The sequence below is a fragment of the Mycobacterium sp. NGS15 genome, assembly GCF_059813245.1.
Genome location: NZ_JCALEF010000007.1, coordinates 399689 through 419441 on the forward strand (window position 1 = coordinate 399689; position 19753 = coordinate 419441).

Here is a 19753-nt window from a genome sequence, read left to right on the forward strand (position 1 = left end):
GGGTTGGGCACCTACTGTTGTGCAGTGGCAAGCTTCGTGGCTCCCCAGTGGGAAAGTTCGGCATTGGTGGTCATCGACGTGCAGGCGGAGTTCGTCTCCGGCGCGATGGCGGTGCCCGGGACCGCTGATCGAATCCCCGCGCTCGGCCGGCTGATCGCGGCCTTCCGCGCGGCCGGTCGGCCGATCGTGCACGTGGTGCGGCTCTATGTACCGGGCGGCACCGACACCGATCTGCCCCGTCGCGCAGATATTCTCGCCGGCCGCGAGGTCGCCGCACCCGGCAGTGACGGTTCGCAGATCCCCACCGAGCTCCTGCCATACGACGCACAGCTGGACTCAGAGCTGCTGTTGGCGGGTGGGTTTCAGGAAGTCGGTCCCGCGGAGCACATCGTGTTCAAGCCCCGCTGGAGCGCTTTCTACCGGACCGAGCTGGAGCAGCACCTGCGTGAACGGGACGTATCGACCGTCGTGGTGGCGGGCTGCAATCTGCCGAACTGCCCGCGCGCCACGCTGTTCGACGCCTCCGAGCGGGACTACCGCTCGGTGCTCGTCGAGGACGCCACCTCGCAGGTCACGCCGGAGCGGCTGCATGATCTGACACTCATCGGCGTGAACGTGTCCGATGTGGCGTCGGTAGAACAGGAGCTGGCGAAAACCTGAGGGCACCCGGGGATTCCCAGGACATCTTTCCGCCCCATTCCGCGCTCGGCCCTCGTCTCAGGAGAAGCCATCGATCTGGGATAGCACCCGCATCATCACTTCGTCGGCGCCACCGCCGATGCTGAGCAGACGCTGGTCCCGGAAGAATCGAGATGTCCAGGTCTCGGTCATGTACCCCATGCCACCGTGCACCTGCAGACACCAGTCGCCGACCTCACGAACCAACGGTCCGGCGGTGAGCTTGGCGATGGTCACCTTGCGGGTCACGTTCTCCCCTGCCATATACCGGCCGGCGATATCGCGGTTGTAGACCTCCAGCATGTCGGCCCGCGCGGCCAGCCCCGCGTACTGATAGGCCAGGTGCTGATTCTTGGTGAGCGGTTTGCCAAACACGTGGCGCGCCAACGCGTATTCCTTGGTGCGCTGCAGGGCCCTGTTCACGCTGGCGGGAATGCCGTAGGCGCCGAACATGCGCTCCATGACGAACTGGGACATCTGCTGCTGGAACCCGCGGCCCACCTCACCGATGGTGTTGGACACCGGCACCCGCACGTCGTCGAACGTGATCAGGCCCGTGTCGGAGGCGTGCATGCCCAGCTTGTCGAGCTTGCGAACCTCGTATCCGGGTGTCTTCGTCGGCACGATGATCTGGCTCATCCCCGCGTATCCGCCCTCGCCGCTGTCGTTGGAGGTGCGGACCAGCACGCACAGCCAGTCGGCCTGAACGGAGTTGGTGATGAACATTTTTGAGCCGTTGATCACCCAGTCGTCGCCGTCACGGCGGGCATGGGTCTTGATGGCGGCCACATCAGATCCGGCGTCCGGCTCCGTCACCGCGATCGCGGCGATCTGCTCGCCCTGCAACGCCGGAGCCAGGAACTCGCGCTTGAGCTCATCGGTGCCGTGCTTGTGCAGCGACGGGGTCGCCATCGCCACGTGAACGCCGAAGGCCATCGGGAACGAGCCGTGATCCACCCGGCCCAGTTCCTCGGCGAGCACCAGTGTGAAGAGGTGATCGGCGCCCTGCCCGCCGTACTCGGGGTCGTATTCGAGGCCGACCAATCCGAGTGTGGCCATATCGGCGATCACATCGTGCAGCGGCATCATCTGCTCGCGTTCCCACTCATCGACGTGGGGGTTGATCTTCTCCTCGATGTACCGGCGGACGGTACTGCGGAAATCGTCGTGCTCGGACGAGAACGTCATCGGTCTCTCCTTGTATCGGTGTTGGGAGCCATCTTGCCTCAGCCGGGCGAGCTAACATGGTGGAGGAGGTTTCCCATGAGGTTCGCAGCAGTGTTCGTGTCGGCGGTGATGACGGTGATGACGGTGATGACACTGCCACTTGCGCCGATGGCCGTCGCGGACCCCAACTGGCCGATCGCCGGATCCGGCTCTGCCAGCGAAACCATCTCGGAACTGGAAAGCCAGGGGTACGAGGTTCAGATCAATTGGGTCAACGGCAACACCTTGACCCCGCTCGAGTTCTGCACCGTCAACGGGATCAACAATCCCGACCGGTCAGGCACGCAGGTCAAGGCCAACACGACCGTCTACGTCGACGTCTCCTGCCCCAACTACTGGGACACCGGCGACTGAGACCCTAGAGCCCGACCTCGGTCCATGCCTCGTCAACGGCCGCCTCGGGCGACTCGGCACCGGTCCGGGCCGCGGCGATCTGCCGGGTGAGTTTCGCGAAAGCCTTGAACGTCATGTTCTTTCTTGCCTTCGGGCTGGTCAGCGCCTCATACCAGACCGTTCCCACGGCCTCCCAGGATTTCGAGCCGTATTTGGTCGCCGCCAGATAGAACGCGTGGTTGGGAATGCCGCTGCCCTCATGCGGGTCACTGCCGGGAACATAGTCGCGATAGTGCGACGGCTGCGGCGAAAGGCAGTGGCCGGCACCGGGATCAGCCATATCCCGCAGGCACGTGTACCCCTTGTCGAGGGCGCGCGGCCCCAGAATGTCCTTGCCGATCAGCCAATCGGCCGTGTCCGCGGTCTGCCCTGCTTGCCATTGCCGGAACATCGACCCGAAGACATCCGAGACACTCTCGTTCAATGCCCCGGCCTCGTTCTCGTAGTTCAGGCCCGCGGTGAATTGCGTGACCCCGTGTGTCAGTTCATGACCGATCACATCGTTGGCCTTGGTGAAGTCCAGAAATATCTGGCCGTCGCCATCGCCGTAGGCCATCTGCGAGCCGTTCCAGAAGGCGTTGGAGTACTTGACGCCGTAATGAACAGAGGAGACCAGCGTCATGCCCGCGTTGTCAACGGAGTTGCGCCCGAAGCATTCCCGGTAAAACCGCACGACCGCTGCCGTTTCGGTGAATGCCCGCGCGGCGGTGGCATCCTTGGATGTGGCCGGATCGGCCACGGCCACACCCGGCAGCGAGGTGGTCTGCCGACAATCGAACACCGGCGTTTCGGGGACCTTGGCCAACGCCATGGCGGCCGCGCTGATGGTATTACCGCTAGCCGCCTGGGTGGCTCGCGTGTGCGCATTGCGCAAGGTGCGCCAAGACAATTCGGATGCCGCCGTAGACAGCAGCGCAACTCGCGAGTCTTCGGCGATGTCGCCATCCTCGGCCAGTCGCGACAGTACGGCCGGCGGGATGATGAAACGCGTGCACATTGGAATTCACCCTACCCGGCAGCGTTGATGCTCGCTCGGCTCGCGAGGCATGAACTGTCAGGTCCGGCCGTCAGATCCGTTCCTTGACGACCTGGCGGACGGCGTCGGGCAACAGACTCTCCGGGATGGCCCGAGTAGTCCGATCAGCCCCGCTGACCCGGGTCACCGTGTAGGTGAAGCGGTCGGCACCCGGGTCGCCCGGAAGCGACCCGGGACTGTCCAACAATCCATCCAGTGCGCGTCGCGCCTCGGGGTCCAAGCTCTGGTCAGTACACGTACCGCTGGCCGGAAGCCCGGTGAATCCGCCCCGTCTGTCGATGAGGTACTCCACCATGACGGCGACGCTACAGCCCGACCGCGGTCCACGCGTCGTCAATCGCCTTATGTACCGATTCGGCGGCCGCGTTGGCTGCGGAGATCTCGCGAGTGAGGTTGGCAAAGGCCTTCATCTTCATGTTGGGCCGGGCTTTCGGGCTGGTCAGCGCCTCGTACCAGACCGTGCCCACGCCCTGCCAGGAATACGAGCCATGCTTGGTCGCCGCGAGGTAGAACGCGTAGTTGGGAATGCCGCTGCTCTCATGCGGGTCGCTGCCGGGCACGTAGTCCCGATAGTGCGACGGCTGCGGCGCCAGGCAGTGCCGGGCGCCCGGGTCGGCCATATCGCGCAGGCAGGTGAAACCCTTGGCGACGGCACGCGGACCCATGATGTCCTTGCCGATCAGCCAGTCGGCTTGACCGACCGTTTGTCCGGCGCTCCACTGCCGGAACATCGATCCGAACACATCCGACATGCTCTCGTTGAGCCCGCCGGCTTCGTTCTTGTAGAGCAGGCCCGCCGTGTACTGGGTGACGCCGTGCGTCAGCTCGTGGCCGATCACGTCGTTGGACGCGGTGAAGTCGACGAAGATCTCGCCGTCGCCGTCACCGTAGGTCATCTGCGAACCGTTCCAGAACGCGTTGGAGTAATTGACGCTGTAGTGCACGGAGGACACCAGGGTCATACCTTCGTCGTCGACCGAGTTGCGTCCGAAGCACTCCTTGTAAAACTTGGCCACCGAGGCGGTTTCGGTGAAGGCGTGCTTGGCGGAGGTATCGGCGGAGGTGCCTGGATTCGCGATCGTGATACCCGGCAGCGAGGTGGTGTGCTTGCAGTCGAACACCGGGGTGCCGGGGGCCGTAGCCAGCGCCTTGGCGACGCCGAAGAATGCGTCGGAGCGGGCCAACAGTCCAGCCTGGGTGGCCTCGGTATGCGCGTCGCGCAGCGTGCGCCAGGCCGATTCGGACGCGGCCGTGGCCGCCAGGGCCGTTCGCGAATCGTCGGCGACGCTGTCATCGTCGGCCAATCGCAGTAGGACATCTTGGGGGATAATGAAACACATCGTGAGTCTCCTTGACATGGCCGCGCGTACGCGGGGTGGGAACATGACGAGCTCAGCGTGCATGCGGAGTCATCCCCCGGGCGTGCGTAGCGCACTACCCCATTTCCGGCTCCGCTCTCCAGTCCACCTGCCGGGCCCCGATGTCCTCGAGAAAGCCGAGGTCGTGGCTGGCCACGATCACCGCACCCCGGTACTCCCCCAGCCCCGAGACCAGTGCGTCATAGGAGGCAAAGTCCAGGTTGTTGGTGGGTTCGTCCAACAGCAGCAGCTGTGGAGCGGGGTCGGCCAGCAGCACCGCGGCCAGCGTCGCCCGGAACCGTTCACCACCGGAGAGTGCACCGACTAACCTGTCGGCGGCATTGCCGCGGAACAGAAACCGCGCCAGCCTGGCGCGGATGGTGTTCATATCGGCGTGCGGAGCGCGGCGGGCCACGTTGTCGGCGACACTCAACGCATCGTCCAGCAGGTCAAGACGCTGCGGGAGAAGACCCAGCGGAACATGCACCGTCACAGCGCCTTCGGCGGCTGCGATGCGCCCCGCGAGGGTGTGCAGCAGCGTGGTCTTTCCCGAACCGTTGGGCCCCACCAGCGCCACCCGCTGGGGCCCACGCAGATCCAGATGTGCGCCTATCCCGTGGCGCAGCACCAGGTTGTCGGTGGTGACGACGACGCGACCGGCGGGAACCTCGGTGCCCGGCAGATCGATACGGATGGAGCGGTCGGCTCGCAGCCGGGTCTGCGCCTCATCAAGATTCTCGCGGGCCTTGTCCAGCCGATCGGTCTGCGTCTGTTTGAGCGCTGCCGCCGATTCCTGCGCGGACCGCTTGCGCAGTCCCATCACGATCTTGGGTTCACGTTTGTTGGCTTGCATCTTGGCGCCGTAGCGACGCCGCTGCGCGATCACCCTTTCGGCCTCGGCGAGGTCGCGGCGCTCGCGGCGCACGTCGGCCTTGGCCGTCGAGATCGCCTGCGCGGCAGCCTCTTGTTCGGCCGTGATCGCTGCCGCGTACTCGCTGTAGCCACCGCCGTACCACGTCACGGCGCCGTCGCGCAGATCACCGATGCGCTCCACGTGCTCCAGCAGTTCACGGTCGTGGCTGACCACCAGCAGCGTGCGCTGCCAGGACGACACCACGTCGTACAGGTGTCGACGGGACTCGCCGTCGAGGTTGTTGGTCGGCTCGTCGAGCAGCAGTACGTCGGGGCGCCGCAACAGCAGCCGGGCCAGACCGAGGCGGGTCACCTCGCCTCCGGACAGATCGCCCAGCGCGCGGTCCAACACCGCGGCCGGCAGGCCGAGACGATCCAGTTCGGCGCGCACCCGCTCGGCCAGATCCCAGTCGTCGCCGACGGTGTCGAAGTCGGTCTGGTCGGTGGACCCGTTCTCGATGGCCGCGATGGCGGCCAGCACCGGCGTCAGACCCAGGAGGTCGGGCACCGACTGATCGGCGCGGATGGTGAGATCCTGTGGCAGGTAACCGATATGGCCCGAGGCATGGACTGTCCCCGAGGTGGGCAGCAGTTCGCCCGCGATGAGCTTGAGCAAGGTGGACTTGCCGGAGCCGTTGACCCCGACCAGCCCGGAGCGCCCTGCCGGCACCAGCATGTCGAGCCCGTCGAGAACGACGGAACCGTCGGGATGTATGTAGGTGAGAGCGTTCGAGGAAATGACAGCAGACATGGAAAGGACTTCCTGTGAGGTGGGGTCGCCGAAACACGCGATGACGCGCCGGCGGATTGCCAGACCTCACAGATCCATGTCGTACCTTTCGTCGGGGATCAGGACGCCAGCCACGATAGGCGCTGCGGGATGGGGCGGCAAGGGAATTTTCCTCCCTGGTCAGGGCCCTCGCGCGTAGCATGCTCGCATGCCGGCCGAAGCAGCGTCGGAGGAGCCAGCGCGTCAACCTGCCGACGCGCTGGGGAAGCTCGACGCTCCGGGTGCCGCGGACTCACCGGATCCGGTGTCAATTCTTCGCCCCGTCATCGCCGTAATCACCACGGTGGGAACACCGTTGACGATGATCACCGCCCTGCTGCTGTACTTCGGCTGGGCCCGCAGCGACGCACAGTCGCAGTGGATGGGTATCGAGGTAAGCCTGTTCCGCTTCACCACTCAGGACTACGTGTTGCGCAGCATCAGCACGCTGTATCTGCCGATCCTGGCGATGGCGGTCATCGGAATCGCCTGGCTGGCAGCACATCGCGCGTTGACCGAAAGAATCGAACGCGACGGCATGACCGACACGATCCGGGTGATTTGCAGGGGCACCATGCTCGGCGGGCTGGGTGTCGCCATCCTGGGTGTGGCGATGCCCGCACTCACGCGCACCTGGGAACCCGGGACGGTGGTGTGGCCGCTCATGATCGCGATCGGCACGGCCCTGGCGGTGTACGGCAGGCAGCTGAGCCGCCAGGGGCAGGAACGCACGCGGCCACGCACTGCCATTGCCCGTCCGCACGATGTACTCGAGGCGGTGCTCGTCGGCATTGTGATTGCGGCAGCGATGTTCTGGGCGGTACAGGGGTACGCCGATATCGTCGGGCGGGGGTACGCGCAGCGCTACGAAGACTCGGTGTCGTCGCTGCCCCGCGCGACGGCAGTCAGCGAGAGCCCGTTGGGTATCGACTCACCCGTGGTGCGCACCGAAGAGATCACCACGGGACCCAAAACGCTCTACCGCACGACGGGATTACGGCTGCTCGCCGAGTCCGGCGGCCGGCTGTTCCTGATGACCGAGGGGTGGACCGTCCGGAACGGCAGCATCATCGTGCTGGACGAGGACCAGTCGGTGCACTGGCAGTTCTCGCACTGAACTCACCGCGTCGGTGTGGTGGTGGTTGTGGTAGTCGTGGCTGAGGTGGTGGTACTCGATGTCGTGGAACTGGTTGTGGAGGAATCGGTCTCGCCGTTCTCATCCGGGGGCACGAAGCTGTTGTTGTCCTTCGAGCATGCGGTGCGGCCGTCGGTCTGCGGGAACGTCAGCTCGGGCCGGCTGCCCGGGTGCTCCTCATGCCAGGCAAGGAGCTTGGTGACCATGGCCGCGATGGTGTCGTCGACGCATTGCGCCGGGCCGATTTCGACACCCGCACCACGCGCCGCAAAAGCCTTGGCCGCCACATCCCATTGGCTCTCTTCGCCGTTCACCGCGGCACGGCATACACCCACGGCCGCCTCGTAGAGGTTGCCCTCCGGTTTCTGGACATTCTTCAGGCTGTCGCAGTCGTGCTTGAGGAAGTAGGCGTAGACGTCCCAGCCCGGTGTCGGGAAGGCGGGGTCCTTGGGCCCATAGGGCACCCATGCGAGCCCGGCGTCCGTGGGTGCCTTTCCGGATGTGGACGACCCACCGCCGCTGGTGCTTTCGTGCGAACCACCGTTGCCCTGATGGGTGATCGTGGTCTGATCGGTGACGGTCTGGGTGACGGTGCGCGTAACAGATTCACCGGCGCCGCCGCAGGCGACCAGCAGGGCGCCGGCCAGCACCGCGAGAGGGATACAGCGGCGCACTGTCCCAACGGGAATCGGCGATGCAGGCATGGCAACCTCCCAGCAGGATCCGTTCGACCCGAAAGGGAAATTACTCCGGTAGGCCGCCATCGCACCGGGTACTGGACTACTCAATTTCTCCCGGGTAATGGAACAACCGTCTGGTCAGTTGACCGGCACCTGCAGAACCGGGCGGTCCACACCCGCTCCGGGTCCGTCGAAATGCCACCACTCACCCGAGTACACCTGCAGCCCGCCGGCCTGCATGGCGCCGCGCAGGCGGGCCCGGTTGGCCTGCTGATCCGCACTGACCCCGTCGGTGGCGTAGGCCAGGGAACGCGGGGAGAAATCGTCGAATCCGGTGCCCATATCGACCAGGCCCCGCGCGTTGGCCAGCGTGACGTCCACCGAGCGCCCGGCCTCGTGGCTGCGGGCGTACTGGCCCGGCTTGGCCACCCAGTTGGGGTTGGGCACTACCTGGAACATACGAATCTGCACATCATGCGGGCGGTAACAGTCCCAGAAGACCAGCCGCTCGCCGTTGGCGCGCAGCGTGTCGGCGGCGGTCTTGAGGCCCGGCGCCATCGACTCGTGCACCAGACATCGGGCGTCGGCCGGGTACAGCTGCACGCCGGTGAAGTTGTTGGTGGTGGCGTAGCGCAGATCGATGACCGCGTCGGGGACCACGCTGCGCACGTCCAGCAGTCCGGCGGCGCGCGCGGCCTCGCTTACCGGTGGCACCCCGGGATCGGCACTGGCCGGTGCGAACTGGCTCAGAGCGCACCCGAGACCGAGGGCTGCGTATCCGAGACGGAGGATGAGACGCTTCATCATCGTTTCATTGTCCCCGGTGCACTCTCAGATTCGCGTATTAGGCTCGATTCGTGGCCGCACCCAAGCTAGACCGCCGCATGTTCCTGGGGCTGGTCGCTGCCGGCGCCGTTACCGTGACGGGAGTGGGTGGCTTCGTGGCCCTGGAGGGTCGAGGCGGTGTACGACTGACCGGGCGCTCCTTCATCGATCTTTTCGAAGCGACCGGCGGGAAGTTCGTCGGGTATCGACGCAACCACGCCAAAGCCCTTGCAGTGTCCGGCCGTTTCGAAAGCAGCGGCGCGGGGGCGGAAGTATCGTCGGCGTCCGTCTTCACCCAGGGCGTGCATCCCGTCGTCGGGCGATTCTCGGTGGGCGGCCAGAACCCGCACCAAGCCGATACCGGCGCCGGACAGGCGCTGGCCCTGGAATTTTCGCTTCCCGGTGGGGAGCAGTGGCGCACCGCGATGGCCGCCGCCCCGGTGTTCATGGCCCCCACGCCGGAGATGTTTTACGGGCTGCTCGCGGCGCGCACCTCCGGTGACAAGGAGAAGGTGGCGGCGTTCTTGCGGGATAACCCCGCCGCGGCGGCCGCGCAGAAGCTGATCGAGGCGGCGCCCAAGGCGTCGTCGTTCGCCCAGGCCAGCTATTCCAGCCTCAACACGTTCATCTTCGTCACCAAGAACGGCGACCGGACTCCGGTGCGGTGGCGAGTAATTCCCGACGGAGATGAGTCCGGCGGGCCCGCCAAGAACGGGCCCAATTGGATGTTCGAGGCGCTGGCCCAGCGGGTGCGTCGCGGTGAGCTGCGGTACCGGCTACTGCTCCAGATCGGCATGCCGGGCGTGGATCCGACACACGACCCGACGCTGCCGTGGCCGTCCGATCGCGAGCAGATCGATGCCGGAACGCTGGTGCTTGGCCACGCGATAGCCCAAGAGCAGGAACGTATCCGGGATACCAACTTCGATCCGACAGTGCTGCCCAACGGAATTGAGATGTCCGATGATCCGATCCTCGCGGCCCGTGCGGCCGTCTACGCCGAGTCGTTCCGGCGCCGCGCGCGTGAGACTCCGGCGCCGGTGGAACAGTTCGGGCAGGACATCTGATGGCTGAATCCACCACCTCCACGACCGGCGAGCGTTTTGGGCTGGCGGCGCAGCTTCTGCATTGGCTGATGGCGATTGCGATCATCACGATGCTGGTGCTGGGCGCGCTGCTCGTCGGGTCACTGGGCGACTATCCGATGGTGCTGGCCTGGCATAAGGCCGTCGGCGTGCTGGTGTTGGCGCTCGCGGTGCTGCGCCTCGGCAACCGAATCTGGCACAAGCCGCCGCCGCTGTCCCTTGCCCAGCCGGAGCGCTTCATCGCGGCCGGTTCCGAGCTCGCGATGTACACGCTGTTCCTGGCCCAACCGGTGATCGGATGGGCGCTGGTATCGGCCTCCGGGGTGCCGGTCGAGATCGCCGGAATGCGTTTTCCGTCAATCGTGCCCACCAGCATCGGCTGGTACGGCGTGCTGCGCGAGGCACACGCGTGGGTGGCTTACGCGTTGCTCGCCTGCATAGTTGCCCACGTCAGCGCGGTGCTGTTTCACACCATCGGGTTGCGGGACGGATTACTCGCCAGGATGCTTCCGCGCCACTAGCAGCCAAAATAGGCGGGGCTGCGTTCATCGGCGGGTTTCAACCATTATCGTTTCGGGGTGCCCGAAATGGATCGCCGCAAGTTGATATTGACCATGGGCTTCGGCATTGCCGCAGCCGCCCTGCCTCTCGCCACGGCTCAGGCCGACCCGAGACGTCAGCCCGCGGCGCCGCCTGATGCCCAAACGGCAGGTTTTGTGTTTCGCGACGAGTTCGACGGCCCCGCCGGTTCGGCCCCCGACGGTTCCAAGTGGGTGGCCGCGAAGTTCCGCGAGAAGATCAAGAACCCGGTGTTCTGGGACCGCCCCGAGAACATGGGCGAGTACCGCGACAGCCGCACCAACATCTTCCTCGACGGAAACTCCAACCTGGTGATCCGTGCGACGAAGGAAGGCAACAAGTACTTCAGCGGCAAGCTGCACGGCACCTTCCGCGGTGGCATCGGCCACACCTTCGAGGCGCGCATCAAATTCAACTGCCTGACCGATGGCGCCTGGCCGGCGTGGTGGCTGCTGAACGACAACCCCGAGCGTGGCGGCGAGATCGACCTCGCGGAGTGGTACGGCAACCGTGACTGGCCCTCGGGCACCACGGTGCACGCGCGTCTGGACGGCACCTCGTTCGAGACGCTGCCGATGCCGGTGGACAGCAACTGGCACACCTGGCGCTGCACCTGGACCGAGGCCGGGCTGTACTTCTGGATGGACTACGCCGACGGCATGGAGCCCTATCTGACCGTCGACGCGAATTCCCTTGAGGATTGGCCGTTTAACGACCCGGGCTACACGCTGCAGCCGATGCTGAACCTGGCGGTCTCCGGCTCCGGTGGCGGCGATCCGTCGGGTGGTTCCTACCCGGCAGAGATGCTCGTCGACTACGTGCGGGTCTGGTAGTCACCGAGCGGAGCTGCCGACTCCGGGAGACCGGCAGCAATGCGTGCCAGGGTACTAAAGGCATGGCGTGATTGCGCGTTCGGGGTTGGTACCAGAAACACCAACGTTGTTTCATGGCTCTCGGCACGTTGGTAGATGTGCGAATCCAGGGTGAATTCCCCGGCAACGGGGTGCCGGTAACGCTTACGGCCGGAGGTGTTGTGGTGCGCCACCGTCTGAGATGTCCACCAGAGGTGAAAGTCTCGGTCGCGTGCGGAGAGCTCCCCCACTAGTTCAGCCAGGCGGGGGCTGTGCGGGTTACGCGCCGCGTCCATACGCAGATAAGCCACACACGTACGGCCCACTGACTCCCAATCGAGATACATCGCGCGAACCTGCGCGTCCAAGAATGCCAGCCAGACCAGGTTTCGGTGCTCACGTGGGACCTGCGCGAAGTCCAGGAACAATGCGGACGCAAGGGTGTTCCAACCCAGAATGTCCAGGTAAGGGCCGAGCGCCAGTACCGGCACATCACCGAGGTGCGCTAAGAGATTGCGGGTTGAAGCATCGACCGTCATATCGCCATTCGACATGGGGATCGCGGGCTTTCGAGCCAGCGTACGAACGTAGGTTTCCTGATCAGCGTTGAGCCGTAACACTTCACATACTGCGGCCAACGTGTATTCGGAAACGCTGGAAAGCCGCCCCTGCTCCAAGCGTGCGTAGTAGTCGACGCTGATCCCCGCGAGCTGTGCGACCTCCTCGCGCCGCAAGCCGCTGACTCGCCTTATCCCCGCTGCTGGGGGTAGCCCCACTTGATCGCGAGTCAGCTCCGCGCGGCGTGCCCGCAGAAACGGTCCCAGTTCGATACGGGCCTCGGAGATATCTGCCATGGGCAGAGCATGCCATCTGAATCGCATTCGCCAGGTCAGACCGGGTAGGTAAAAAGTACCTAGGGACAGAGCCTAGCCGCGCCACGAAATCTCGACCAGGATGAGTCGATAGCGGCTAGTTGATGGTCGGTCGCAATTCCGCACGAGCAGAAGAGGCCAACAATGCCCCAGAGTGTCCGGTTCACCAGCAAAGGCCTACAACTGGCAGGGAATTTGCACTATCCCGAGAACAAGGATGAAGCAAGCCTGCCTGCCATCGTGGTCGGCCACCCGTTCGGCGGAGTAAAGGAACAAACGGCCGGCCTATACGCACAGGAATTGGCCGCAAAAGGTTTCGTGGCATTGACATTCGACGCGAGCTATCAAGGTGAGAGCGAGGGCGAGCCACGTTTCCTGGAAGATCCGTCCACTCGGGTCGAGGACATTCGTTCGGCGGTCTCGTTCTTGACCACCGTGGCACGGGTAGACCCTGAGCGGATTGGCGCTCTGGGTATTTGCGCATCCGGTGGCTATGTCCCCAACGCCGCCGCCACCGATCAGCGGATAAAGGCTGTCGGGACTATCAGCGCAGCCGACATTGGATCGCTGTACCGCGACGGGCTCGGCGGTGGGCAGAGTGTGGAACAGCTCCAGCAAGCGCTCTCGGTCGCAGCGGTCGATCGGACCGCACAGGCCCAAGGCGCCAAACCAGCACTCGCACAAATAGTTCCCGAACTAGACGAAATCACTGCCGACACCCCCTCGTTGTTCGCGGAAGGAACCAACTACTACCGCACTCCCAGGGCGCAGCATCCGAACTCTCCCAATTGGTATGTGGCGTCGAGCATCGTTCCGATCGCGGCGTACTCCTCGTACGACCACGTCGATCTCATTTCTCCGCGCCCACTTTTGATGATCGCAGGCACCGAAGCGGACACGCTGTACTTCAGCGAACAGGCCATCGCCAAGGCGGCTGAGCCGAAGGAGCTCTACGTGATCGACGGCGCCACGCATATCGACCTGTACGACAGGCCGCAGTATGTGGGCCCTGCCGTCGAGAAACTCGCCGAGTTCTTCGCGAAGTACCTGTAGGCGCTAGGCCAGCGTCTCGTTGATCAAGCGCGCCAGCCGATCACCGGCCAGGCGCAGCTGCGCCTCGGCGATGGGGCGGTATTGGTTGGTGTAGTCGGTGCCGATGGTCGAGGTGCTGGGGTAGGCGCCCACGGCGATGCGGCAGGTGTCCTGCGCCCAGTCGACGGGATCGGTGCCGCCCAGATCGGGTGCGGGCAAGCCCTGGATCACCTGGGTGTACTGGGGGTCCTTGAGTCCGCGGGTGTTCAGTAATCCGCTGTCCCACAACGAATGCAGGTTGGTGGAGCGGCCGTTGTAGGTGAGCGGTATGTCGTTGCCGCCGCGGTCGCGGGCGTAGGCGTCGTGCATCGGCTGGTGAATGTCGCCGACGAAGTGCACAACGAACTTCAGAGCCTCGCGGCGTTCAGTATCCGGTCTGGATCGGTCAGCCAGGATCGCGGTCTGGTTGCGGATGGCCTCGATGACGTTGTTGCCGTTGTCGCCATTGATCGCGGGCACATATTGGCAGTTGTTCTCGGCGATATCGGCGTAGTGCCAAGGTGCGGTCTCAGGCCGGCTGGGCCGTACCTGGTCGGCCCAGTTCGCCACCCCGGCCAGCGTTGGGGTGGTCTCGCCGGTCAGCAGGCGCGAAACCTCGGCGCGGGCGGCGGGCGTGAGCTGCGCATCGGCGACCGCGCCCACGATGCTGTGCCCCTGCGGACCCCACGCGGAAGCCAGCGGCGCCGTCACGAGCAGCAGCGCGGCCGCAACCACCAACGCGCCAAACTTTTTCATCACCAGTCCACGGTGACACAGTGTGGCGACGATGGCGCAAGTAGACACCTACTCGTTCCGTGAGTTCACCACCTGGTCAAGTTGCGGCTGCCCAGAAAGCCTGCCGGCGCGTAGCATCCGACTCGTGAGCATCTGGCGGCGTATCGATGGCAAGCACACCGGTGTGGGTCGTGACGAGCCTGTCGCCGAGTGCGGTCAGGACGTCACCGAGGCCGCCGCTGCGCCCGGCCCGATTTACATCTGGGATGGCGCGACGCCCGAGGACCGGCGGGGCGGCTTCGTGGTCGAGGAGTACCACCCCGGGTCGGCGGTCACCGGGCAGATCGTGATCGAAGCCGCGAAGAAGCCGCCCTTCGGTGAGTGGGAACAGCTCACCGAGTGGCCCGCCTAATCTTTGGCTCAGTCCTTGGCGAAGGCGATCGCGAGCTTCTTCTCCAGGTCTTCGTACGGCTCCCCCGAAATATCGACGACCACCTGCGCAATCGTTCCGCCGGAGAAGGCGTACGGCACCTGGTAATCCGAGGACACCGCCGATCCGCTGTTACGCCCGACGGACAGACTGGCACCCGCGAGACCGAATGTGCCCGGGTGGATTTCGACGGCGCTCAGTGAGCCGACGGCTTCTTCGTCGATGAAGAGCGTCACATCGCCCACCGGGGTGTGACTTCCCGCGACCGTGCCGGTCTTGGCGAAGCGGGCCCCGAGCACATGTGCACCCAACGGGACCGTGCCCGGCGACGACACCTTCTGTTCCTTCTCCCCCATGAAGTTGTAGACGTAGTGCAGCTTCCCGTCCTGAATGAACAGCACATTGCCGCCGTGCGCACCGCCCTGCTTGAAGATGACGCCCTGAGCATCGGCGGTGTCGACCGCTACCTCGGCAAGCACCGAAAACGACTGTCCCCGAATCTCTACCGCGGCACCGAGACCGACCTCTGCGGTGTTCGGATAGTACGTGAACGACGTCCGCTCCCCGGCCAGGTACGGCCGCCACCGGGTCAGGGTCTCCAGGATGTTCAGGTCGGCCAGGGGCAGGCCGTTGTACTTGGCGGCCTCATCGAACCAAAGCTGTTTGAGCTCTTCGAGTTTCTCCGGGTGGGTGTCGGCGAGGTCGTGGCATTGGCTGCGGTCCGACTCGATGTGAAACAGCTCCCAGCGGTCCTTGTCGAAGTTCGACCAGCCCGAGGGTGTGGCGGCGTGCACGGTGTTGGCGAACCAGCCCTGGTGCCAGATGCCCCGGGTGCCGAGCATCGTGTAGAACTGGGTGTCCTTGCCGGTGTCGGCGTTTGGATCTTTCAGCGCCGCTGTGAAACTGATGCCGTCGAGGGGTTTCTGGGCGATGCCCTTGACCGTGTCCGGCGGGGTGATACCCAGCAGGTCGTAGATGGTCGGGGTGATGTCGCTGACGTTGACGTAGGTGTCGCGGACTTCGCCATGCGCGGCGATTCCCTTGGGCCAGCTGATGATTGCGGTATCGGCGATGCCGCCCTCATGGGAGGCGTAGCGCTTGTAGAGCTTGTACGGGGTGTTGAACGCCATCGCCCACCCGATTGGGTAGTGGTTATAGGTCTCGGTGCTGCCGAGGTTGTCGTAGAAGCGCAGGCTCTCCTCGACGGTGTCGATGTAACCGTTGAAGAACTTGACCTCGTTGACCGAGCCGTTGGGGCCGCCCTCGCCGCTGGCCCCGTTATCGGAGATCACCACGATGATGGTGTTGTCAAGCTGGCCCGACTCCTCCAGATAGTCCAGGACCCGGCCGATCTGGTCGTCGGTGTAGCTGAGGAACCCGGCGAACACCTCGGCCATGCGGGAGAACAGGCGCTTCTCCTCGTCGTTGAGCGAGTCCCAGGGGCGCACGGTGTCCTGCAGCGGCCAGGGTTCGCCGTTGGGGCCCTTGACGTCGAGATACGGGTTGACGGGCGATAATTCGGTGTCGGCCGGGACGATGCCGAGCTTTTTCTGGTTCTCCAGCACGATCTCGCGGTACAGCTCATAGCCCATGTCGAACGTGCCGGTGTATTTGTCGGCCCATTCCTTGAAGACGTGGTGCGGAGCGTGCCCGGCACCGGGGCACACGTAGGAGAACCAGGGTTTGTCGGGCGCGATCACCTTGGCGTCGCGGATGAATTCGATGGTCTTGTCGGCGATGTCCTTGGACAGGTGGTAGCCGTCTTCCGGAGTGGCGGGTGGCTCGACGGGGTGGTTGTCGTAGACGAGGTCCGGGTACCACTGGTCGGTCTCGCCGCCCATGAATCCGTAGAACCGTTCGAAGCCTCGCGAGAGTGGCCAATGCCGTTTGGTGGCGGCGAGATTGGCTTCTTCCAGCGGAGTCAAGTGCCACTTGCCGACGCAGTAGGTGTTCCAGCCCTTTTCGGCCAGCACCTCGGAGAGCAAGGCGGTGTCGAACGGAATGCGGCCGTTGCAGTTCGGGAAGCCGTCGGTGAACTCCTCGATGGTCGCCATGCCCACCGTGGTGGCGTTGCGGCCGGTCAGCAGCGAGGCTCGCGTCGGCGAGCACAAGGCGGTGGTGTGGAACTGCGAGAGACGGACGCCGCGCTCGGCGATGCGGCTCATGGCAGGCATCTTGACCAGGCCGCCGAAGCAGTCCCAGGTGGCGATGCCGGTGTCATCCCACACGAGATACAGGACGTTCGGCGCGCCTTCGGGCGCCGTAGGCGCGGCATAGGGAGTCCAGTCGGGTTCGGAATCCCTGATATCCAAGGCGATGTTGCCGTTGAATCCGGAGTCTGGTGATCCCGTCATAGCCGCTCCCTTGTAGGGGTTTCAAGATCCAAGAACGGTGTGATCGTAGCGAGGTGATGGGCCACCGAGAGGGCTTCCACCCGAATATCAGGCAACGTCAAGGGCACAGTCCGTTCGGTGGCCCAGTTCACCGGTCCAGGCACTTGGTTCACCTTGCGAAGTTAGAGTGCAGAAGTGCCCTTCTTATCCGTGCGCTCTGTGAGCGTGTCCGTGCTGGCCACGGCCGCCGCCATCTTCGGTTCTGCTGGCGTGGCGGTGGCGGCGCCACACGATTACTGCGCCGACCTCAAGGGCAATAACACCGGCAAGACGTGTGAGATCCGCCTCTCCGATACCGGGTACAGCGTCGACATCACCATTCCACTGAACTACCCGGACCAAAAGCCCATCGCCGAATATGTCGCCAAAACGCGCGACGCGTTCGTCAACACCTCCAAGTCTGGCGCGGCCCGTAGTACGCCTTCTCAGTTGAGCATCAAGCCAACGGAATACACCTCGGCGATTCCCCCGCGCGGCACGCAGACCGTGACGTTCAAGGTGTACCAAAACGCCGGCAGCGCGCAGCCGCAGACGACGTACAAGGCGTACAACTGGGACCAGAGCTATCGCAAGGCGATCATCTACACGGCCGCAGCGGACGACAAAGAAAATGTGCCGCTCTGGCGGGTGGACGATCCGCTGAAGACCGTCGCGCCGGTAGTCCAGGCTCAGCTGCAGCAGCAGCTGGCCCCGCCGCCGGTCGCAACTCCCACGCCGACGACAACCTCGGGACAGCCGACTACCACCACGTCGACCACCACGACTACGCCGCCACCTCCCCCACCGCCGCTGCCGTTCTCACCAGCGTCGCTGTACAACCCTTCGAACTACCAGAATTTCGCGGTGCTCAACGACGGGGTGATGTTCTTCTTCGACCAAGGCGCGATACTGCCCGACTCATACGGGGCGTTGCAGGTGCTGGTGCCCCGGTCGGCGATCGACCCGATGCTTACGTAACACCATCCGGCATGGGCGGCACGGCATTCCATCGTCTCGCCGCTAGCCGACTGTGGTGGCGTTGCGACCGGCGAGGAGCGATGCGCGGGTGGGTTAACAGAGGACGGTAGTGCGGAACTGCGAAAGACGCACGCCGCACTCGGCGACGCGGATCATCTCTGGCATTTCGACCAGCCCGCCGAAGCAGTCCCAGGTTGCGATGCCGTGCCGTTCCTAGACGAGATGCAGGATGTTGGGCGCACCTTCGGAGCGGTGGGTGCGGCGTATGGCGTCCAGTCGGGCTCGGAATCCCTTATGTCCGGGGCGATCTTGCCGTTGAATCCGAAGTCTGCTGATCCCGTCATGGGTGCTCCCTAGCCACGGGTTTCAAAATCGTGAACGGTGACCGTAGCGAGACGACCGGCAGGTGTCTTTGATTGGGCGGGTGGGTTCAAACGCCGCTCGAGCGTGAGCAGCTTGCAAATCTGGCGAAGGCACAGAGGGCTCCCATATCTGCAGCTTCTTTCAATTTGCGCCAGACTCCCGGCCAAGACTTGACCAGCCTTCAATCACCTCGGCAGCGTGCTTCAACGATTGAATCCCTACGAGAACGGGTTGACTTGCCTTTCTCATATTGATATTCAGCATCCCGAGTAATCGCATTCCATCAACAACAGGAGCGAGCGCTTCCTCGAATTCTTCGAGACCTTTCGAGGTCGCGCTGTCGCCGATTGCAGTTCCAAGCAGCCCTCGAAACTCCTTGGATTTCATCATATTTAACTCGTCAAATAGCATCCTGACACCGCTATCCACCGCAACAGCTTCCGCCTCCAGCGCCTCAGAAGAAGTCGAAAATCGTTCTGCGGGTTCGCGGGTCGAATTAGCAGCGGAAAGCATCATGACCCGCTGTTTGGCTTGTGACTCATTCCAGAATTCAGGATCGAGAACTGGTCCCAACGCCGCGACCACCGCCTCCAAGTCGCTTTTCACCGCATCCGCCATCCGATTATTGATATCCTCGATCCGACCTTGCAATTCCTGCATATCAATAAAGTCTCGCTCGGTGCTTTCGGGCGACGTCGCCTCAGGCTCAGCCGAGGCCAATTCCCTGGCCTCCAGGAGACTTTCGACTTCGTCGATACCCTTCGCGAATTCCGTAACCATGTACTTAATCTTCTTATGCCATGCCGGAGAATTATAACCGTCGTCAAACTCTTGCTCAATAGAAACGTGATTCAACCCGAACAACATACGCATCTGCTCGTTAGGGCTATCCTCAACAATACGATTTCCGCCAGCCAGAATAACTGGCCTTATCAGCGCAGTAACACCCATTCTCTTGGCATCCTCATAAAAAGCCGCAAACTCTTCCCTGCAGGGCTGGCTGTCGAAATACCGCATTGTGATAATAGGAATAAGAAAGGTAGCGGCCTTGATGCTGTCTAAGATCTTCTGCCGCCAGTCCTCTCCCCACCCTATGTCATCTCGATCTACGAAAATCTGAAGACCGCGACCAGTTTCAGCCTCAAACCTACCCGCGAGATCCATTTTCAATTGATCAACAACATTTCGGTAGACATTATTGTCGGCACGCCTGTAGCTCATAAAACAGTTGATTGGTAACATATGCGAATCACTGGAAGGCATAGTGCCCAACGCTACCGCGACACTCCCTGAATACGCACATATTCTGAGTGAGTATCTCCGCGGAGTCACGCTCGTGTGAACGCTTCGAACCCGTAACCCGGGCAGAGCCTCAACCTAGGTCACACAAATCTGAAGTAGGGC

Annotated in this window: 20 protein-coding genes and 1 pseudogene; 9 read left to right on the top strand and 12 right to left on the bottom strand. The window is 63.8% G+C overall.

All coding sequences use genetic code 11. The features are described from left to right. The first annotated feature begins 24 nt into the window (after positions 1 to 24). Positions 25 to 660, top strand: a complete 636-nt coding sequence (locus AC5Y5C_RS22810) for a cysteine hydrolase family protein (protein WP_499976693.1) — start codon at positions 25 to 27, stop codon at positions 658 to 660. A gap of 57 nt (positions 661 to 717) precedes the next feature. Here AC5Y5C_RS22810 and AC5Y5C_RS22815 read toward each other — a convergent pair whose 3' ends face one another. Then, entirely contained in the window at positions 718 to 1866 is a 1149-nt protein-coding gene (locus tag AC5Y5C_RS22815) for an acyl-CoA dehydrogenase family protein (RefSeq protein WP_499976695.1), read from the bottom strand. A gap of 75 nt (positions 1867 to 1941) precedes the next feature. Here AC5Y5C_RS22815 and AC5Y5C_RS22820 point away from each other — a divergent pair, with 75 nt between their 5' ends. Continuing rightward, positions 1942 to 2259: a hypothetical protein gene (locus tag AC5Y5C_RS22820; protein WP_499976697.1), complete on the top strand. Its 318-nt coding sequence runs from the start codon at positions 1942 to 1944 to the stop codon at positions 2257 to 2259. Positions 2260 to 2263: 4 nt separating this feature from the next. Here the strand turns inward: AC5Y5C_RS22820 and AC5Y5C_RS22825 are convergent, their stop codons facing one another. The 4 genes from AC5Y5C_RS22825 to AC5Y5C_RS22840 form a co-directional block, all read right to left on the bottom strand. Continuing rightward, entirely contained in the window at positions 2264 to 3295 is a 1032-nt protein-coding gene (locus AC5Y5C_RS22825) for a M4 family metallopeptidase (protein ID WP_499976699.1), read from the bottom strand. A gap of 70 nt (positions 3296 to 3365) precedes the next feature. Continuing rightward, positions 3366 to 3629 carry a protealysin inhibitor emfourin gene (locus AC5Y5C_RS22830; RefSeq protein WP_499976701.1) on the bottom strand — a complete coding sequence of 88 codons (264 nt, stop codon included), beginning with the start codon at positions 3627 to 3629 and terminating at the stop codon, positions 3366 to 3368. Between the two features lie 10 nt (positions 3630 to 3639). After that, positions 3640 to 4674: a M4 family metallopeptidase gene (locus AC5Y5C_RS22835; RefSeq protein ID WP_499976704.1), complete on the bottom strand. Its 1035-nt coding sequence runs from the start codon at positions 4672 to 4674 to the stop codon at positions 3640 to 3642. Between the two features lie 94 nt (positions 4675 to 4768). After that, a complete protein-coding gene (locus AC5Y5C_RS22840; protein ID WP_499976705.1) occupies positions 4769 to 6355 on the bottom strand; it encodes an ABC-F family ATP-binding cassette domain-containing protein in 1587 nt (528 codons plus the stop codon). Between the two features lie 187 nt (positions 6356 to 6542). Here AC5Y5C_RS22840 and AC5Y5C_RS22845 point away from each other — a divergent pair, with 187 nt between their 5' ends. Continuing rightward, positions 6543 to 7490: a hypothetical protein gene (locus AC5Y5C_RS22845; RefSeq protein ID WP_499976708.1), complete on the top strand. Its 948-nt coding sequence runs from the start codon at positions 6543 to 6545 to the stop codon at positions 7488 to 7490. A 2-nt stretch (positions 7491 to 7492) separates the two neighbouring features. On the opposite strand, the gene AC5Y5C_RS22850 is transcribed toward AC5Y5C_RS22845, so the two are convergent. Together AC5Y5C_RS22850 and AC5Y5C_RS22855 are read right to left on the bottom strand one after the other, a co-directional pair. Then, positions 7493 to 8212: a hypothetical protein gene (locus AC5Y5C_RS22850; RefSeq protein WP_499976710.1), complete on the bottom strand. Its 720-nt coding sequence runs from the start codon at positions 8210 to 8212 to the stop codon at positions 7493 to 7495. A gap of 114 nt (positions 8213 to 8326) precedes the next feature. Then, the gene (locus AC5Y5C_RS22855; protein WP_499976712.1) at positions 8327 to 8995 is read right to left on the bottom strand and encodes a M15 family metallopeptidase; all 669 of its coding nucleotides are present in this window, start codon (positions 8993 to 8995) and stop codon (positions 8327 to 8329) included. 50 nt (positions 8996 to 9045) lie between these two features. On the opposite strand from AC5Y5C_RS22855, the gene AC5Y5C_RS22860 reads away from it, so the two are divergent. The 3 genes from AC5Y5C_RS22860 (at position 9046) to AC5Y5C_RS22870 (ending at position 11510) form a co-directional block, all read left to right on the top strand. Beyond that, positions 9046 to 10080, top strand: a complete 1035-nt coding sequence (locus tag AC5Y5C_RS22860) for a catalase family peroxidase (protein WP_499976713.1) — start codon at positions 9046 to 9048, stop codon at positions 10078 to 10080. Continuing rightward, positions 10080 to 10619: a cytochrome b gene (locus tag AC5Y5C_RS22865; RefSeq protein ID WP_499976715.1), complete on the top strand. Its 540-nt coding sequence runs from the start codon at positions 10080 to 10082 to the stop codon at positions 10617 to 10619. Before AC5Y5C_RS22860 ends, AC5Y5C_RS22865 begins: the two co-directional genes overlap by 1 nt. A gap of 66 nt (positions 10620 to 10685) precedes the next feature. Next, the gene (locus tag AC5Y5C_RS22870) at positions 10686 to 11510 is read left to right on the top strand and encodes a glycoside hydrolase family 16 protein (protein ID WP_499976791.1); all 825 of its coding nucleotides are present in this window, start codon (positions 10686 to 10688) and stop codon (positions 11508 to 11510) included. Here the strand turns inward: AC5Y5C_RS22870 and AC5Y5C_RS22875 are convergent. Next, entirely contained in the window at positions 11492 to 12382 is an 891-nt protein-coding gene (locus AC5Y5C_RS22875; protein WP_499976716.1) for a helix-turn-helix domain-containing protein, read from the bottom strand. The two genes, AC5Y5C_RS22870 and AC5Y5C_RS22875, sit on opposite strands and share 19 nt — an antisense overlap. Positions 12383 to 12544: 162 nt before the next feature. On the opposite strand from AC5Y5C_RS22875, the gene AC5Y5C_RS22880 reads away from it, so the two are divergent. Next, positions 12545 to 13453: an alpha/beta hydrolase gene (locus AC5Y5C_RS22880; RefSeq protein WP_499976718.1), complete on the top strand. Its 909-nt coding sequence runs from the start codon at positions 12545 to 12547 to the stop codon at positions 13451 to 13453. Positions 13454 to 13456: 3 nt separating this feature from the next. Here AC5Y5C_RS22880 and AC5Y5C_RS22885 read toward each other — a convergent pair whose 3' ends face one another. After that, positions 13457 to 14227, bottom strand: coding sequence for a S1/P1 nuclease (locus AC5Y5C_RS22885; RefSeq protein ID WP_499976793.1), 771 nt, complete (start codon positions 14225 to 14227; stop codon positions 13457 to 13459). A 124-nt stretch (positions 14228 to 14351) separates the two neighbouring features. Between AC5Y5C_RS22885 and AC5Y5C_RS22890 the strand changes: the two genes are divergently transcribed. Further along, positions 14352 to 14618, top strand: a complete 267-nt coding sequence (locus AC5Y5C_RS22890) for a hypothetical protein (RefSeq protein WP_499976720.1) — start codon at positions 14352 to 14354, stop codon at positions 14616 to 14618. Between the two features lie 8 nt (positions 14619 to 14626). On the opposite strand, the gene AC5Y5C_RS22895 is transcribed toward AC5Y5C_RS22890, so the two are convergent. Continuing rightward, entirely contained in the window at positions 14627 to 16990 is a 2364-nt protein-coding gene (locus AC5Y5C_RS22895) for an arylsulfatase (RefSeq protein ID WP_499976722.1), read from the bottom strand. Positions 16991 to 17164: 174 nt separating this feature from the next. On the opposite strand from AC5Y5C_RS22895, the gene AC5Y5C_RS22900 reads away from it, so the two are divergent. Further along, entirely contained in the window at positions 17165 to 17986 is an 822-nt protein-coding gene (locus tag AC5Y5C_RS22900) for an RsiV family protein (RefSeq protein WP_499976724.1), read from the top strand. Positions 17987 to 18082: 96 nt separating this feature from the next. On the opposite strand, the pseudogene AC5Y5C_RS22905 reads toward AC5Y5C_RS22900, so the two are convergent. Together AC5Y5C_RS22905 and AC5Y5C_RS22910 are read right to left on the bottom strand one after the other, a co-directional pair. Further along, positions 18083 to 18330 (bottom strand): annotated as a pseudogene (locus tag AC5Y5C_RS22905) (arylsulfatase); the annotation flags it as partial. A gap of 160 nt (positions 18331 to 18490) precedes the next feature. After that, positions 18491 to 19612: a toll/interleukin-1 receptor domain-containing protein gene (locus AC5Y5C_RS22910; protein ID WP_499976726.1), complete on the bottom strand. Its 1122-nt coding sequence runs from the start codon at positions 19610 to 19612 to the stop codon at positions 18491 to 18493. Positions 19613 to 19753 lie beyond the last annotated feature (141 nt).